General features: G+C 65.1%; 16 protein-coding genes and 2 tRNA genes. All 18 read right to left on the reverse strand.

All coding sequences use genetic code 11. The features are described 5' to 3' along the window. Positions 1 to 3 precede the first annotated feature (3 nt). Complete coding sequence (gene mraY, locus E0L93_RS07150) at positions 4 to 1002, reverse strand: phospho-N-acetylmuramoyl-pentapeptide-transferase (RefSeq protein WP_132690413.1); 999 nt, start codon at positions 1000 to 1002, stop codon at positions 4 to 6. Next, the gene (locus E0L93_RS07155) at positions 995 to 2359 is read right to left on the reverse strand and encodes a UDP-N-acetylmuramoyl-tripeptide--D-alanyl-D-alanine ligase (RefSeq protein WP_132690415.1); all 1365 of its coding nucleotides are present in this window, start codon (positions 2357 to 2359) and stop codon (positions 995 to 997) included. The genes mraY and E0L93_RS07155 overlap by 8 nt, the downstream gene beginning before the upstream one ends. Then, the gene (locus tag E0L93_RS07160; RefSeq protein ID WP_132690417.1) at positions 2360 to 4078 is read right to left on the reverse strand and encodes a peptidoglycan D,D-transpeptidase FtsI family protein; all 1719 of its coding nucleotides are present in this window, start codon (positions 4076 to 4078) and stop codon (positions 2360 to 2362) included. Then, complete coding sequence (locus E0L93_RS07165; RefSeq protein ID WP_132690419.1) at positions 4071 to 4445, reverse strand: hypothetical protein; 375 nt, start codon at positions 4443 to 4445, stop codon at positions 4071 to 4073. Before E0L93_RS07165 ends, E0L93_RS07160 begins: the two co-directional genes overlap by 8 nt. Then, on the reverse strand, positions 4445 to 5365 hold the full coding sequence (rsmH, locus tag E0L93_RS07170; RefSeq protein ID WP_132690597.1) for a 16S rRNA (cytosine(1402)-N(4))-methyltransferase RsmH: 921 nt from the start codon (positions 5363 to 5365) through the stop codon (positions 4445 to 4447). Before rsmH ends, E0L93_RS07165 begins: the two co-directional genes overlap by 1 nt. Continuing rightward, positions 5365 to 5820 (reverse strand): division/cell wall cluster transcriptional repressor MraZ, encoded by a 456-nt coding sequence (gene mraZ / locus E0L93_RS07175; protein WP_132690421.1) that lies wholly within the window; start codon positions 5818 to 5820, stop codon positions 5365 to 5367. The genes rsmH and mraZ overlap by 1 nt, the downstream gene beginning before the upstream one ends. A gap of 315 nt (positions 5821 to 6135) precedes the next feature. Beyond that, positions 6136 to 6209 (reverse strand) — tRNA-Ile (locus E0L93_RS07180). 10 nt (positions 6210 to 6219) lie between these two features. Then, positions 6220 to 6292: transfer RNA gene (locus E0L93_RS07185), tRNA-Asn, on the reverse strand. Positions 6293 to 6331: 39 nt separating this feature from the next. Then, the gene (dnaG, locus tag E0L93_RS07190) at positions 6332 to 8071 is read right to left on the reverse strand and encodes a DNA primase (protein ID WP_165874221.1); all 1740 of its coding nucleotides are present in this window, start codon (positions 8069 to 8071) and stop codon (positions 6332 to 6334) included. A 77-nt stretch (positions 8072 to 8148) separates the two neighbouring features. Then, positions 8149 to 9099 carry a deoxyguanosinetriphosphate triphosphohydrolase gene (locus E0L93_RS07195; RefSeq protein ID WP_132690425.1) on the reverse strand — a complete coding sequence of 317 codons (951 nt, stop codon included), beginning with the start codon at positions 9097 to 9099 and terminating at the stop codon, positions 8149 to 8151. 12 nt (positions 9100 to 9111) lie between these two features. Beyond that, positions 9112 to 9846 (reverse strand): DNA repair protein RecO, encoded by a 735-nt coding sequence (gene recO / locus E0L93_RS07200; protein ID WP_165874222.1) that lies wholly within the window; start codon positions 9844 to 9846, stop codon positions 9112 to 9114. Then, positions 9827 to 10534: a deoxyribose-phosphate aldolase gene (deoC, locus tag E0L93_RS07205; protein ID WP_132690429.1), complete on the reverse strand. Its 708-nt coding sequence runs from the start codon at positions 10532 to 10534 to the stop codon at positions 9827 to 9829. Before deoC ends, recO begins: the two co-directional genes overlap by 20 nt. A gap of 43 nt (positions 10535 to 10577) precedes the next feature. Next, a complete protein-coding gene (gene era, locus E0L93_RS07210) occupies positions 10578 to 11471 on the reverse strand; it encodes a GTPase Era (protein ID WP_132690431.1) in 894 nt (297 codons plus the stop codon). Beyond that, entirely contained in the window at positions 11468 to 11848 is a 381-nt protein-coding gene (locus E0L93_RS07215) for a cytidine deaminase (RefSeq protein ID WP_132690433.1), read from the reverse strand. The genes era and E0L93_RS07215 overlap by 4 nt, the downstream gene beginning before the upstream one ends. A gap of 13 nt (positions 11849 to 11861) precedes the next feature. Next, entirely contained in the window at positions 11862 to 12593 is a 732-nt protein-coding gene (locus E0L93_RS07220) for a diacylglycerol kinase (protein ID WP_132690435.1), read from the reverse strand. Beyond that, entirely contained in the window at positions 12580 to 12996 is a 417-nt protein-coding gene (gene ybeY, locus E0L93_RS07225; RefSeq protein ID WP_165874223.1) for an rRNA maturation RNase YbeY, read from the reverse strand. Before ybeY ends, E0L93_RS07220 begins: the two co-directional genes overlap by 14 nt. Next, the gene (locus tag E0L93_RS07230; protein WP_132690439.1) at positions 12996 to 15221 is read right to left on the reverse strand and encodes an HD family phosphohydrolase; all 2226 of its coding nucleotides are present in this window, start codon (positions 15219 to 15221) and stop codon (positions 12996 to 12998) included. The genes ybeY and E0L93_RS07230 overlap by 1 nt, the downstream gene beginning before the upstream one ends. Further along, entirely contained in the window at positions 15211 to 16116 is a 906-nt protein-coding gene (locus E0L93_RS07235) for a PhoH family protein (protein ID WP_243638145.1), read from the reverse strand. The genes E0L93_RS07230 and E0L93_RS07235 overlap by 11 nt, the downstream gene beginning before the upstream one ends. Between the last annotated feature and the right edge of the window lie 77 nt (positions 16117 to 16193).

Consider the following 16193-nt stretch of genomic DNA (forward strand, 5'->3'; position numbering starts at 1 on the left):
AGCCTAGAACGGCCCCCGGTTGTAGAGGGTGAGGTAGTAGAGGGCGAAGCCGACCCCGGCGAAGGCGGCCTGGATGATCCAGAACCGCACCACCACCTTGGACTCCTCCCACCCCAGAAGCTCGAAGTGGTGGTGGATCGGGGTCATCTTGAAGACTCGCTTGCCGGTGAGCTTGAAGACGACGACCTGGATCATCACGGAGAGCGTCTCGATCACGAAGAGCCCGCCGATGACCGGCAGGAGTAGCTCGGTCTTCGTGAGCACCGCAGCAGCGGCCAGAATGCCCCCGATGGCCAGCGAACCGGTATCGCCCATGAATATCTGGGCCGGATGCGCGTTGAACCAGAGAAATCCCACGAGCGCTCCGACCATCGCACCACAGATGATCGCCAGATCGTACTGGCGCTCCATGAACGCGATGGCGGTGTAGACCGCCAGGGCTATGGCTCCGGCTCCGGCGGCCAGCCCATCCAGACCGTCCGTCAGGTTTACGGCGTTCGTCGTCCCCACGATAACCAGCAGCATGAGAACTATAAAGAGCGCCACACCCGCAAGCCCCGGCCCCAGCACCAGGTTGAGGTCGAGCCCCGGAACCACAACGTTCTGCGTCACCCCCACATACCGCAGCGCCAGCACCACGGCCAGCACCACGGCCAGCGCCAGCAGCCCCGCCTTCCACCGGGCGCTCAACCCCTCGCTCCGCTTGCGGGAGATCTTCTGCCAGTCATCGTAGAGCCCGATGCTCGCCACCGTGACCATTATCACGAGCGCCGTCAACGTAGCCACGTTAGGCCGCGCAACCACCACCAGCGCCGCCACCACCCCGGCCAGCATCACCACCCCACCCATCGTGGGCGTGCCGGCCTTGATCAGATGCGTCTGAGGCCCCTCCTCGCGTACGAACTGTCCGAACTTGCGGCTCTGCACGAACTCTATGAATTTGGACCCGAGGCTCAGAGTTACGATGAACGCCACGGCCGCCGCCAGAAAGACGCTAAACAAGACCGAGAATCTCCCTCAATCTCCGAGACACCCGCTCCAGCCCGACACCTCTCGAACCCTTGATGACAACGTAATCTCCCGGGCGCAGATGTTCTACCAGAGCTTCACTCGCGGCCCGGGCATCGGGGAAGCAGACCGACGGACCGGAGAACCCCTCGACATACCAGCGGGCCTCCTCGCCCACGGCCACCAGCAGGTCCACGCCGACCTTTTGAGCCAGCTCTCCGGCCTCGCGATGGTAGTCCCGGGACCGGGAACCGAGCTCGAACATCCCCCCGAGTACGGCGACGAACCGCCCGCCGTGCCGCTTCGACTGCGAGGCTCCGTAGCGCAACACCGCTGCTACGGCGGCCGGAGAGGCGTTGTAGGAATCGTCGTAGACGGAGATGCCGTCCTTGAGCCGGTACAGCTCGCCCCGCAGGCCCGTGCGGCGCAGCCTCTGGACGCCGCGCGCACAGTCCTCAGGGGTCAGTCCCAGCGCCAGCGCGCCGCCGAACGCGGCGAGCAGCGGCTGCACCAGATGCGTGCCGTAAACCGAGGCATTCACCCGCGCGGAGCCTCGGGGAGACTCCAGCCGGAAGGAGAGTCCCTCCCCGGTCTCCTCGACCTCCGAAGCATGCAGGTCGGCGGCCGGATCGGAGCCGAAGGTGATGCGCTTGAGGTTCCGTCCCTTCCCGGTGGCGGCCGGCGGCGCTCCCAGTGGAGCCACCAGCGTCCCCCCCTCCGGAAGCGCCATCGCCAGCTCGCCCTTGGTCCGCACCAGACCCTCAAAGCTCCCGAAAGACTCCAGATGCACCGGGGAGATGGCGGTGAGCACCCCGATCTCGGGCGGAGCGATCCCGCACAGGCGTTCTATATCTCCCGGGTGCGTGGCGCCCATCTCCAGTACCAGAACCTCGACCCGATCATCGACGGCGAGAATAGTCAAAGGCAGCCCGATCTCGTTATTGAAGTTCCCCGCCGTCGCCGCCACCTTCACCCCGGCCTCCCGCAAGACCGCCGCCAGCGCATCCTTGGTCGTGGTCTTTCCGACCGTGCCCGTTATCCCCACGACCCGGGCACCCAGACGCGGCAGCTCCCAGCGAGCCAGCTCCTGCAGGGCCGCCAGCGGCTCCCCAACCACTATCGTGGGTACCGGCAAAGGCTCGGTAGCCACGGCGGCAACGGCCCCCTTCGCAATCGCATCCGGCGCAAAGTCCCGCCCAGATACCCGCTCTCCCTCCAGAGCGAAAAATAGCTCGCCTCCTCGCACCTGCCGCGAGTCCACGGTGGCCCCCATCACCCTCTTCTCCGCGGAGCCGCCGACCAGCGTCCCGCCCACTATCTTTGCCACCTCACGCAGAGCTACAGGTATCAATCAGTCAACCTCCTGCACGGCTTCAGGTTCACGATCGGGAACGACGTTGAAGTACCGTAGAGTGTAGCTCATGACCCGCTGGAAGGCTGGTGCTGCGACTCGTTCGCCCCAGATGGATCTCTGCGGCTCATCCACGACGATGAGCGTGAGGTACTCGGGGTCCGAAGCGGGTGCGAACCCGACGAACGAGCTCACATACTCGTCTCCGTAGGTACCCAGTTCGGGGTCCACCTTCTGAGCGGTACCGGTCTTGCCGGCTACGGAGTAGCCCGGGATCCGGGCTCTGTGTCCGGTACCGGCCTCGACGACATCCTGCAGCATCCCGCGTAATATAGCCGAGGTCTCCTCGCTTATCACGCGTTCTCCGGGGGCCGCACCACCCTCTGCCACATGAGGCGTCACCGAGACCCCACCATTGGCGATGGCAGCGTATCCGGCCGCCAGCTGAAGGGGGGTTACGGTCAGGCCCTGTCCGATGGGGATGTTGCCTATGGAGGAGCCGCTCCACTCCTCGAGGGGAGGCACGTTGCCGGCATCCTCGCCCCACAGGTCCACCCCGGTCGGACTTCCGAAACCGAACCGGGTGATGTAATCGTACAACAGCTCCTCCCCGAGCCGCTGGGCGATCTGGATCGTCCCGACGTTGCTGGAGCGCTGCAGTATCTCGCCCGGGGTCATCCGCTCCGGATCGTGCGGTTCGGAGTCGTGCACGACGCGATCGGCTACCTCGATCCTGTCGGGCACGAGGAAGACGTCGTCCTCCCGCACCACGTTCGCTTCCAGGGCGGCCGCCAGCACGAACGCCTTGAAGGTGGAACCCGGCTCGTAGGGGTCGGTCAGCACCCGGTTGCGCTGCAGTGCGGGATCCGCTGCGGAAAACTCGTTGTTGTCGTAGTCCGGCACGTTCGCAAGCGCGACGATCTCACCATTCTCGACCCGCATCACGATGCCGAGGGCGCTTCGCGCCTCGTACTCCTCCATCGCCCGCTCCAGCGAGCTCTCAAGCTCCTGCTGCACGGCGGCGTTCAGGGTAAGCCGCACGTCCTCCCGGCGGAGCCGCTCGTCGTAGCGAGCCTCCACGCCCCCGTAAGCGCGGCCGTAGTCCCCCAGATACCCCACGAGCTGGCTGGCGAGATCCCCGTCCGGATAGACCCGCCGGTAGCCCGGCTCCAGCGTAATACCGGGAATGAGCAGCTCCTGCACCCGGCCGGCCAGCGCGGGGTCCAGATCTTCGGCCACCACGCTGTAGCCCCGGAGGCGGCCGCGATCGTCCCTGGCCGTAAGCCGCTGCAGGATCTCATCCTCTCTCAGCCCGGTCGCCGGCCCGATGACGCGGGCCAGCTGGCGGGCGGCCCGTTCCGGCTCCGGTATCTGGTACGGCGTCGCGATCACGGAGACAGCATCCACGCTCATCGCCAGCGGCCGCCCGTCGGCGCTCCAGATGGTCCCCCGGCGCTCCGTTCCGGCCGCGGGCTCGGGGTTCTGGCTCGCCGCGAACGCCTGCAGGCGCTCGCCGTCAACGACGCTCAGCTGGAAGGCCCGGCCCACCAGAACCAGCCCGACGATCAGAACCGCCGCGACGACCGTGAACAGCCTCCTGCGACCGGTCTGCCGGGATGCGGGAGCGGCGCGGAGGCGGGCCCGCCTCCGCGCCGCGGGCCGCCGCCCCGCGAGATATACCACCGACCGCCGGCGGCGCTCCGCCCTCTTCCTACTCAACCGCGCCCCCCTCGAAGACCTCCACGCTCCCAGAGCCCGGCTGCCGCATCCCCATGCTCCGGGCGCCGTCCATGACCCGCTCCGGCCGGGACAGCTCTGCGGCCTGAACTTTCAGCTCCCGGTTCTGCATCTCTACCTGCTCCACCTGCCGCTGCAGATCCATCACCCGCTCCTCAAACTGACCGGCGAGGGAGTTCAGGTAGATCCCCCCCATCATAAGCAGCGCGGGAACCACCACGAGCGTCAGGAAGGTCCGCCTGCGCCGGGCCGCCCCCCTCTTTGAGGGCCGCCCGCGGGGCCGGGGAGCGGGAGCCCGGCGATCCCCGGGCTTTGCCAGCGGACGCCGCCGGTAGTTATGGGCGGCCATCAAGGCTCCCCTCCAACGCGGAACGCCACTCTCAGGCGGGCCGGAGCGCTACGGGGATTCTCCTCCACCTCCCGGGCGGACGGACGCAGAACTGGTCCCCGGCGAAAAGCGGGCTCTGCCCCGCAGACGCAGACCGGCAGATCCGGCGGGCATACGCACCCTCGCGAACGCCCGGCGATAAACCTCTTTACCAGCCGATCCTCCCCACTATGAAAAGTGAGGGCGACCAGTCGCCCTCCGGGTTTCAGTATCTCCTCTGCGGCCGGCAACGCCCGCTCAAGCCCGCCCAGCTCGTCGTTGACGTAGATGCGAATCGCCTGAAAGACCCGTTTGGCGGGATTCCCACCCCGCTCAACCCACCCAAGCGCCGCCCGGACGGCTTCTAAAAGATCCATCGTACTCCTGAGCGGCCGCCGCGCCACGATCTCCCGCGCAACCCGGCCGGCCCGCGGAACGTCCCCGTACTCGGCGAGTACGCGCCGGATCTCCCGCACCTCTGCCCGGTTCAGGAACTCGGCGGCGGAGATGCCCCGGCCAGGGTCCATCCGCATGTCCAGCTCGCCAGCGCGCACGTAGCTGAACCCGCGGCGCACATCCTCTATCTGATAGCCGGAGAGCCCGAGATCGAAGAAGACAGCATCAACCCTCTCACCAGCCTCCGCCATCGCCCCCAGAACCTCGTCGAACGGCCCGAACCGGAACTCGAAGCGAGGATCCTCCCCCTCCAGAACCCGGGCCCGCTCCCGGGCCTCAGGATCTCGGTCTATGCCAATCACCCGTCCCCCGGGCCCCAGCTCAGAGAGGATGCGGCGGGTATGCCCCCCGCCACCGAAGGTGGCGTCGACCACCCGCTCCCCGCCGCCGAGAGCCAGAGCCTCGATCACCTCCTCCAGCATCACCGGTACGTGACCGAGAGCCATCACCGCCCCTCCTCCCGCCCGGCGAACTCCTCGATGATCTCCGCGAACGACTCGTCGGCACCGGCGAGATAGCTGTTCCACTCGTCCGTGTCCCAGATCTCCAACCGGTCGTCAACCCCGGCTATCGTTACGTCCTTCCTCAAACCCGCATACCGCGCGAGCTTCGCCGGGATGAGCACCCGCCCCTGACGATCCAGAGTCGCCTCGAAAGCCATGGAGAAGAACATGCGGGAGAGCTGGCGTCCCTTGGCCGATAGATCAGCCTGAGCCTTGATGTTCGCCTTGAACGCCGCCCACTCCTCCGGAGGAAACGCAAAGAGACACCTGTCCACACCCTTGGTGATTACTATCCCCCCCTCGAAGTAAGGCCTCAGCCGAGACGGGAGAGTCAAACGCCCCTTCTCGTCCAGACTGTGCTCGTATTCACCGAGAAGGGCCAGGGTTCTTCCTCCCACTACTCTCCACTTTGACCCACTACGCTGAGAATTCTTGCACAGCGGGTCGTTTTAAGCAATTTTGCAGCAAAATCAGGCCCCAAATACCGTTTTCAACCCCTTTATTCCCCCTCCCCAGGGACTAGGACTCCCTCTGAAGATCTCGGAGCATTGCTGTGAGACGGAGTGGAATCTGCGGTTCTCAACGCTATATGTTGTGTTTATCTCCGGGTGTTGTGGAATTTATTGAGAGCCGAAAAATTTTCCGGGTTCTGCCGGGGAGGTGCGGGGGCGTGGGGTTTGATCCGCCCCTCCGGGTGGGGTTCGGGAGGTTTGTGGGCCCACCAGGACTCGAACCTGGGACCGTCCGATTATGAGTCGGATGCTCTGACCAACTGAGCTATGGGCCCTGGCCTAGAGCTCCCCTGGCTGGACTCGAACCAGCAACCCTTCGGTTAACAGCCGAATGCTCTGCCAATTGAGCTACAGGGGAATGCCCGGACGCAGATTATACGCTCTGAGTCCGGGGGCTTCAAGGCGCTGAGACCTCTTCGGAGCTTATGGCGGACTTGAGGATCCGTATCTCGTGATGCAGGCTCAGTTTTTCGTCCAGGTCTCCGGTGCGGCGTTTGGCACGCTCGCGGGAGAGGGTGCGCAGGCGGAGCCAGGCGGCCCGGATGATTGGGGGAGTAGCTTCGGTCTGCCGGCTTTGAAGCGTCAGTGCGCTCACCAGGTCCAGGTACGGTCGGGCTCTTTCGCTCGCGAGGAGGGCGTCGAGCTCGCTGCCGGCGTTCTCTCTCAAGAGTTCGAAGAGCTCCGCTCGCGCTCTGTCGGAGAAATCCCGGGGCTCTGGCTTCACCGGCTCGGGCAGCCCCGGGACCTCTACCCCCTTCCGGAGGAACTCCGCCGTGTCCGCCGGGGAAGTCAGGATCAGGGCCAGAACCTCCAGTTCCGCCTCTTTTGCGGGATCGTAGTCCCCGGTCTGCCGGAAGCGGCGCTCTCCTCGGGTTCCGGGCGCCAGCAGATGAGCGAATGATCTCGCATCCACGCCGAGAGACTCCGAAGCCAGCCGGACGGCCTCCCGGCGCAGGACGGGATCTTCTATCTCCCGGATCATGCCCTCCAGCTCCGGGCGAGCCCGGGCCCGGTCGACGGCCTCCGCCCCTCGGGCACGCTCCGCAATGCGCCGGATGCCGTACTCCAGCACCGGAAGTGCCTCCTCGAGCAGCCCTCGAAACTCCTCCGCCGAATGCCTCAACAGCCAGTCCGCCGGGTCCTGTTCCAACCGTAACACCCGGAGATCCAGCCTCATCGAAGCCGCCGCCCCGGCAGCGCGCCGGATCGCCTCCTCCCCAGCCTCATCCGGGTCGAAGAGGAGATATATCCTCTCCGCATATCCGCTAAGCCGCTTCAGATGATCCCCCGTGATCGACGTGCCCAGCGTGGCCACCGCATTCCTTAGCCCACACTGATGCAGCATGAGTACATCCGTATACCCCTCCACTACTATAGCTATACCCCCCCTCCGTATATGATCGGCTGCCTGAGGGAGGCCGTAGAGCAGGTAGCGTTTGTTGAAGAGGGGGGTTTCCGGGGAGTTGAGATACTTAGGTTTGGCGTCGCCGAGAGTTCGGGCTCCGAAGCCGATCACGCGTCCCCGGTGGTCTGCGATGGGGAAGGTTATTCGCTCGAAGAATCTGTCGCGGCCGCTTGTGGAGAGGAGTCCTGCATCGTCCAGGGCTTCGCGGGTTATGTTCAGCCGGCCTGCTATCCGGACGAAGCCTGCGGGCGGGGCGTATCCGATCTTGAACGTCTCGAGGGTTTGCCGGTTAAATCCGCGCTCTGCGAGGTACCTGCGGGCGGGAGCGGCGCGGGTGGATTCCCTCAGGCATTTGTGGTAGTAAGCCGCTGCGGCCGCGAGGGCCCGGTACGCCGCGCGGCGGCGCGCGAGGGCTCGGGCTTCGCCGGGCGACCGTTGCACGTACTGCAGGTCCACTCCGAAGCGTTCGGCCAGATAGCCGATGGCTTCGGTGAAGGAGAATCCTTTCAGCCGGCTGACGAGCTCGATCGCATCTCCTCCGGCGCCGCATCCGAAGCAGTAGTAGAGTCCCTTATCCGGAGAGACGCTAAAGGATGGGGTCTTCTCCTGATGGAAGGGGCAGAGACCCGTGTACTCGCTCCCCTGACGGCGCAGTGCGGTAAACTCGGAGGCGACCTCCACGATGTCTGCCGCCTCCCGGACTTCTTCGATGCTCTGCGGGGATATCTTCAAGGTGTTCCGAGCCCCCTCTCTCCGCACACGCTGCCAGAGACTCTACAGCGGCCGGCGGGATTTGGCAATGTGTCCCCTCAGCGGGAGATTATGTCGCTCTGCGGCATGAAGAGTCGCCTGAAGGTGGCCAGAGCGTAGCGGTCGGTCATGCCGGCCACGAAGTCCACGGTCTCGGTCACGGGATCGGGGTCGGTGGAGGGGCGCTCTTCCGGGTGCTCCAGAAAGTACTGAAAGAGGGTTCTAACCACTCCGGCGGCCTTATCGTCCTGCCGGGAGAGCGGGTTGCGGTAGACGTTCTCAAAGAGCCAGCCCCTCAACTCCAGCAGGGTTTCGTGGATGGGATCTGAGAGGGCGATCTCCCCGCGTTTCTCGGAGGTCGAGATCATGTCCCGCACCAGCGTATCTATCCGGCGGCTGGCGCGGTCTCCGAGTATCCGCGCGGTCTTCTCCGGGAGTTGATCTGCTGATACGATCCCGGCCCTCATCGCATCGTCTATGTCGTGGTTGACGTAGGCTATTCTGTCCGCGATGCGAACGATCCGGCCCTCGTAGGTCTCAGGGTGGCCCCGGCCGGTATGGTGGAGTATCCCATCCCGGACTTCCAGCGTAAGGTTCAGCCCCCGGCCGCCCTTCTCCAGCACATCCACGACGCGTAGCGAGTGCTCGTTGTGGCGGAAGTCACGCCCGTGCTCCCGGAGAACCTTGCTCAGGGCCTCTTCACCCGTGTGTCCGAAGGGTGTGTGCCCCAGGTCGTGACCCAGCGCTATCGCTTCGGTGAGGTCTTCGTTGAGTCCGAGAGAGCGGGCGATGGTGCGTGAGATCTGCATCATCTCCAGGGTGTGTGTCAGCCGGGTCCGGAAGTGGTCCCCGTCCGGGGCTATAAACACCTGCGTCTTGTGCATGAGCCGGCGGAAGGCCTTGGCATGGATTATCCGGTCGCGGTCGCGCTGGAACTCGTTCCTCAAACCGTCGGGCGGTTCCGGACGCAGCCTCCCGGCACTCTCCACGCAAGCCCGGCCGGACCTCACCCCGGATCCTCCCTAGCCCGTCATCCGCTGCGCTACCGTACCGGCGGGAGCGTGCGCCAACGCATGTTCCTGCACCACCCGCCGCGCACTCTCTATGAGACCGAACTCCAGCCGGGCCTCGGCCACCGGACGCCGCATCAGGCCCATCAGGGCCTCCCTCAGGCCCGGCGGTACGGGGAAAGCTCCGCCCGGGACGGTCTGGCACTCACTACAGAGCATGCCCCCCGCCTCCGGAGCGAAGCGCACGCCCGGCAGCCCTTCCGCAAACCCCCTCCGGCAGCTGACGCAGCGCCCCAGCTCCGGAGCGTAGCCGGCGAGCGCGGAGAGCTTCATCACGAAGGCCACCTCGACCGCCGCGTACTCTCCGGTCCGCCCCTCCAAAGCCTCCAACCCCCTGAAAAGCAGGTTGAAGACCCGCCGGTCGGCCTCATCCCCACCGCAGAACGCCCGCACGGCCCGGACCATGCCCCCGGCCGCCTCCAGGCGCCGCAGATCCTCCCTGACCCTCCGGAAGCTCCTCAAGACCTCTGCCTGAGTCACCGTGTCCAGGGTGCGCCCCTCATAGGCGACGAACTCCACGCACGAGAGAGGCTCCATCCGGGCCCCGAACCGGGAACCGACGCGCCTCACCCCCTTTACTATTGCGGAGATCAGCCCCCGGTCCAGAGTGTAGATATCCGTTATCCGATCGGCCTCGCCGTAGCGAATCGAGCGCAGGACTATGCCCCTACTCTTGTAGACCGCCATTCTCGGCCTCCTGCATGATGGCCACGCTCCTGCTGGCCCCGATTCTAGAGGCTCCGGCATCCAGCATGGCGAGCGCGTCCTCCAGAGTGCCGATCCCGCCGGACGCCTTGATCGCCAGCGCGTCCGGAGCCTCCTCTCTCAGGAGCGCAACGTCCTCGGCGGTAGCCCCTGCCGGACCGAAGCCCGTCGAGGTCTTGATGAAGTCCGCCCCGCTGTCGGCCACCATCTGAACCGCCAGCCGCTTCATCTCGTTCGTGAGGTAGGCCGTCTCCACGATCACCTTCACTATGATATCGCCCAGCCCGTTGCTTATGGCAAGCGCACTCACCTCCTGAATCAGGCTGGTGAGCTCGTCCGCCACGTAAGAGAAATCGCCGGACAGAAAGCGGGAGATGTTCATCACCACATCCAGCTCCGAAGCCCCCGCCGCGACCGCCTCCCTCACCGCCGCCACCTTGACGCCCGTGACGTCGTTTCCGAACGGGAAGGAGACTACCGTGCACACCTTAACATCCACCCCGCGCAGCTCCTCCGCAGCCAGCCGCACGTAGCAGGGAGGAACGCATACCGAAGCGAAATGATAGTGGCTGGCCTCCTCGCACAGGCGGCGAATGTCCCCCTCAGAGGCGTCGGGCTTCAGGAGCGTGTGATCCACCATCTTCGCAAACTCCCGAACCCTTAGCGCCATCTCTCCACCGCCTCCTCCAGCAACGCCACAGAACCCGCCGCCATTATAAACCCAGACGTTCGAGAAATTTCTCGTCCCGCCGCCACCTGGGCGTCACTTTGACGGTGAGGTTTAAGTATATCCTCGTCCCGAGCAGGCGCTCGACCTCTTTCCGGGCTTGGGTACCGATGGTTTTGATGGTGCGGCCGTCTTTACCGAGCACTATCATGCGCTGGGTCGGGCGTTCCACATGGATGATGGCGTAGATGACCGTCACCTCTCCCTTACGCTCGACCTCTTCCACCTCGACGGCGATGGCGTGTGGGACCTCTTCCCGCAGTATGTTCAGGGCCTTCTCCCGGATATACTCCGCCAGGATGAAGGCCTCCGGGAAGTCCGTTACCGTACCTTCGGGGAAGTACCGGGGACCTTCCGGAAGCAGGGAGACCAGGCGGTCGAGCATGGTCTCGGTATTCTCGCCGCTTACGGCGCTGACGGGGAAGACATCCTCCCACTCCCCGAGTTCGGCCACCCGCTCCAGAACGGGCAGCAGCTGCGAGCGGTCTCTGAGGAGGTCCACCTTGTTGACCGCGGCCACGGTCGGGGTCCCGGCGCGGGAGATCAGCTGAGCGATATAAGTGTCGCCCTTACCTATGGGCTGGGAGGCATCGAGCACGAAGAGCAGGACGTCGGATTCCTTCATGCTCTCCACGACGCGCTCCTGCATACGCCGCCTGAGCGCGTCGCGGGGCTTCTGGGAACCCGGGGTATCCACGAAGACCGCCTGGTAGCCCGGACCGTTGCGCACCCCCCGGATCGTGGTCCGGGTAGTCTGGGGTTTGGGGGATGTGATCGCCACCTTCGCCCCTACCAGCCGGTTCATCAGGGTGGACTTACCGACGTTCGGCCGTCCGACGACGGAGATGAACCCGCTCTTGAAGCCTCCCCCTGCGGTCACAGATCCTCCGGCCCGAAGGCGTGCGGAAGTATCTCCCGAAACGGGTAGCTTACGGCCCCGTTCTCCGAGCGCACGACGACCTCCTCGCACCCGAACTCGTGCAGCACCTGCCGGCAGGCCCCGCAGGGGAAGGTTCGCTCTCCATCCGGGCTCACGACGGCGATGGTCTTCACCTTGCGCTCTCCGGAGTTGACCATGGCGGCCGCCGCGTTGCGCTCGGCGCAGATGGTCATCCCGAAAGAAGCGTTCTCAACATTGCAGCCTGTATACACCCGCCCGCTCCCGGAGCGTATCGCGGCCCCTACCCGGAAGCCGCTGTACGGAGCGTATGCTCTACGGGCGGCTTCCTCCGCGGCCCGTACCAGATCTTCCCGCAAAAGAGCCCCTCCTTCATCCCGCCAGCTGGAAGACGGCCATGGACACCAGTATTCCCAGCACGGCCCCAACGACCACCTGATAGATGGAGTGTATACCGGCCTCGACCCGACTCTGACAGACCAGCAGCGCCATCAGCAGCGCCATTATGGAGATCAGACCACCGTAGCGCGCTTCGGCGGCAAGGAAGCTCACTACCACCCACGCAGCGAACGCGGCCGCCGCATGCCCGGAGGGCATCCCGCCCAGGAAAGAGTTGGGTGAACGCGTGAGCGCCTTCCCGATGATTACCAGCAGGCTCACCAGCACCAGCGCCACCAGCGTCAGGTGTCCGGGCCAGCTGCGAACCTCCTGCAGCGTCTGCATCGAGAACGGTCCCAGCTTGTCCGCCAGGACCAGATAGCCCACCGCCACCGCCGAGACGCTGGCGACCAGCACCGCCCCGGCCGCCACATCCTTCGCCAGCTTGGCGAGCGGATGATACTCGCGGGTCACCAGGTCCACCGCGAACTCCATGGCCGTATTGAACATCTCGGTCACAAATACGGCCATGATCACGATCACCAGCACCGCCAGCTCCAGCCGACTGACGTTCAACAGCAAGCTCAGCACCAGCACCATCAGCGCGGCGACCGCGTGAAAGCGCATGTTGCGCTGGGTCCGGATGACGTAGATGATGCCCTGATAGGCGTGGTTGAGGCTGCGCGCTACGTTCTGCTGCTTCTTCCCGGTCTTATCCCCGCTCACGCAGCTCCCTTAAAACCGCCTCCTGAACCCGGAACATCTCACTCCCCTCGAACTCCTCCCCGTGATCCATGCCGCTCATGTGCAGCGCACCGTGCACTACGAGCTCCTCAACCGCGGATGCCTCGCCTCCCACGTACCCGGGGGCTATCACTATCTCACCGGCCATCTCGCCGTACATGCCATCTATGGTAAAGGTCAGCACATCGGTCGGGGAATCGATTCCCCTATACTTCAGGTTCAGATTGCGGATGGTCGGCAGATCGACCAGCGCCACGGACACCTCGCCCAACCGGTCCAGTTCCAGTCCCCGGGCTGCGAAGGTCTGGGCGCAGATGCGGGTGGCCTCCTCCCGGGAGAGGAGACCGTATCCTGCCTCGTCCACTACCTCAACGGAGAAGGTCATCATCCGGTAGAGGGGTTCTGGGCGGGCACGCGCGGTTTCTTCTGGTCCTGAGGTTCGGGGTAGGTGATGCGGGGGCCGAGGAAGCCGATGAGCGCATCACGGATAGCCTCACCGGCCTCGCGGATATCCTTGATGGTCAGCTCACACTCATCGAACTGGCCGTCGTCCAGTTTCTGGCGGATTACCTGATCCACGACGTCCTGAATGCGCTTGGGCGTGGGCTTCTCCATCGCCTTGACGGCCGCCTCGATGGAGTCGGCGAGCATGAGGATCCCCGCCTCCTTGCTCCGCGGGCGGCCGCCCACGTGCCGGAAATCGGCTTCGGAGATGTTGGTTCCCGGAGGCGACTCCTTGAGTGCCTTCCTGTAGAAGTACTCCACGCGGGTGGTGCCGTGATGCTGGGCTATTATATCCAGCACCTCCTGCGGCAGGTTCCACGCCCGGCCGATATCCAGCCCGTCTTTGACGTGTCGCTGGATGACCCGGACCGAGAGCGCCGGGGTGAGCGCCTGATGGGGGTTGGAGCGTGCGATCTGATTCTCTATGAAGTACGAGGGGTGCTCCATCTTGCCGATGTCGTGATAGTAAGCCCCGACGCGCGCGAGCAGGGTGTCGGCCCCGATCCTCTCGGCGGCGGCCTCGGCCAGATTCCCGACCTGCATGGCGTGGCTGAAGGTTCCCGGGGCCTCCCTCAGCAGCTTCTGCAGGAGCGGGTTGCTGGGGTCTGAGAGCTCCAGAAGGCGCATCGGCGTGAGGATGTTAAACGCGCTCTCGAAGATCGGCAGGAGCACCATCGCCAGCATGAGCGAGAGCAGCCCGTTGCCCAGTCCCCAGAGCCCTTGCTCCGCGGCGACCCGCAGCCCGCCCCCTCCGATAAGGCTCATGGCGAACGCTATCCCGGCCATGACCCCGGCAACAATGAGCCCGGCCCGCAGCAATTCCTTCCTGGACCGGGTCCGGACGACCGTGTAGATCGCAAATCCGGAAGAGAGCAGGAGCGCCGCGGTCAGATAGAAGTCGTTGTCGGCGATGATCCCGACGTTAATGCTGGTTATGACCACCATCAGGAAGGTTAGGCGCGGACCCAGCAGGATCGTCCCCAGCATGCCCAGCCCGGCTAGCGGCGTGAGGTACGGGTTGAAACCCGCCAGAGCGAAGATCTGGGCCAGCGCCGTGAACAGGATGGCCAGCAGCGCCGCCAGCACCAGCTTGGTGTGCAGATTGTTCCGGATCAGGCGCCGACCGAAACGATCCATCAGATACCAGGCTATCCCCAGCTCCGCGGCTACGATCAACCCCACTCCCAGAAACACCGTCCACGGGTTGTAGGTGCGCACCAGCCCCAGAGCCTCCAGCTTGGCGAGCGCCTCCCGGTCTATGACCTCGCCCCGGGCAACGACCCGCTCGCCCTGCAGCACGGTACCGGTCACCGGCTCGACGCTCATGGCCGCCTGCTCCCGCGCCTCCCGTGTGGCCGCCCGGTCGACCACGTAGTTGGGCTCCAGAAAGCCCCGGCTCAGGGCCTCGACCACGTTCGCAAGCTCGCCCGAGGCGTCCAGCCGGGCCGCATCCGAGAGGCGCGCCCGCCCTTCGGAGAGCGAGATCACGGTGGCGGGAGATTCAGAGACCGCGTCATCGGCGATGGCCGTTGCGCCGTAGAGCTCTTCGAGGTTCTCGATAACGTACTCCTCGGCCTCCCTCAGTTCGCCGTCCTCCAGGAAGATCAGCGCGCGGGCTACATCCTCCGGCAGATAGAACGGCGCCACCCCGAGCACCCGGGAGACCTGCTCCTCGGGAGGCGCCCCGCTCTGCCGGATCTCCTGGATCTGCGCGAAGAAGGCTCTGACCCTGTCGGTCACCTCGCCGGGCACCGAGTCGTCCTGAACGTATATCGGGGGCACCTGACTTGCGGCCTCGCTGCGCGCGGCCTCTGTGGCCACGGGATCCTCGTAGGAAACGCTGCGGGGAGCGTATACGTCCTCCTCGGCCACGTCGCCGAGATCGTAAGCCCGCGGCCCCTCCGCGATGCCCAGCGAAACCAGTGGCCTGAAGTCTACCGCTATGAGAGCCGAGAGCGCGAAGAAGGTAAAGAGGGTGAGCCCGATGTAGAAGACGCGGTGCGGAAGCCGCTCCAGACGGTCTCTCAGGCGTTCCAGACGCCCGGGCGGTCGGTGCAGCTCGGCCTTGAGCTCTCTGCGAGACGCAGCTTCCCGGTTATCTTCCATCTCCAGTCTCTTCCCGACCGGACCTATGGCTCCGCTCGTAGGCGTTGACGATCCTCATCACGATATCCGCCCGCACGATGTCGGAGCGGTCCAGCCGGACGAACTCCACGCCTTCCACACCGCCCAGTATACCCTCCACCTCCGCGAGACCGCTGCGCTTGCCGCCCGGAAGATCCACCTGAGTGATATCCCCCGTAACGACCATCCTGGAACCGAACCCCATCCTGGTAAGGAACATCTTCATCTGCTGCGGCGTGGTGTTCTGCGCCTCGTCCAGTATGATGAAGGCGTCGTTCAAGGTCCGACCCCTCATGTACGCCAGCGGAGCTACCTCGATTATACCCCGCTCCAGATAGATCTGGACTTTGTCCGGATCCATCATCTCGTACAACGCGTCATAGAGAGGCCGGAAGTACGGATCCACCTTCGCCATTACGTCGCCGGGGAGGAAACCGAGCGACTCACCCGCCTCAACGGCCGGACGGGTGAGGATGATCCTGCTAACCTCCCCGCGGTTCAAAGCGTCGACCGCCAGAGCAACGGCGAGATACGTCTTCCCGGTCCCGGCCGGCCCTATGCCGAAGACAACCTCGTTCCTCCGAATGGCGTCTATGTACGCCTTCTGATTGCGGGTCTTGGGCGCTACCCGCCGCCCGCGGTGCGTCAGGATTACGTCCCCGAGCACCTCCTCGGCCCGCCCCCGGCCATCACCGCCCATCCGGTGCAGCCGCTCGGCGGTCTCCGGCGTCGGATGCTGCCCCCGCTGTACCAGCCGCGAGAGCCCGTGGAAGATCCGCTCCGCCTCCTCCACCTCAGGCTCCCCGCCCCGTAGCGTCACCTCGTTGCCCCGGACGTAGATCTCACAGTCCACCAGCTCCTCTACGCGACGTAACACCGCATCCCGCTCCCCGAAGATGCCGAGTACGTCACCCGGTGGAACGGTCAGGTTTACCTCAACCTGATTCTCTGGTA

Source organism: Rubrobacter taiwanensis (genome assembly GCF_004337705.1).
GTDB classification, from domain to species: Bacteria; Actinomycetota; Rubrobacteria; order Rubrobacterales; family Rubrobacteraceae; genus Rubrobacter_C; species Rubrobacter_C taiwanensis.

Bases quoted from the DNA above. Each gene is read 5' to 3' on its own strand.
- E0L93_RS07230 (WP_132690439.1), bottom strand. From the start codon at position 15,221: ATGGAAGATAACCGGGAAGCTGCGTCTCGCAGAGAGCTCAAGGCCGAG.
- ybeY (WP_165874223.1), bottom strand. From the start codon at position 12,996: ATGACCTTCTCCGTTGAGGTAGTGGACGAGGCAGGATACGGTCTCCTC.
- E0L93_RS07165 (WP_132690419.1), bottom strand. From the start codon at position 4,445: ATGGCCGCCCATAACTACCGGCGGCGTCCGCTGGCAAAGCCCGGGGAT.
- deoC (WP_132690429.1), bottom strand. From the start codon at position 10,534: ATGGCGCTAAGGGTTCGGGAGTTTGCGAAGATGGTGGATCACACGCTC.
- rsmH (WP_132690597.1), bottom strand. From the start codon at position 5,365: ATGGCTCTCGGTCACGTACCGGTGATGCTGGAGGAGGTGATCGAGGCT.
- recO (WP_165874222.1), bottom strand. From the start codon at position 9,846: ATGGCGGTCTACAAGAGTAGGGGCATAGTCCTGCGCTCGATTCGCTAC.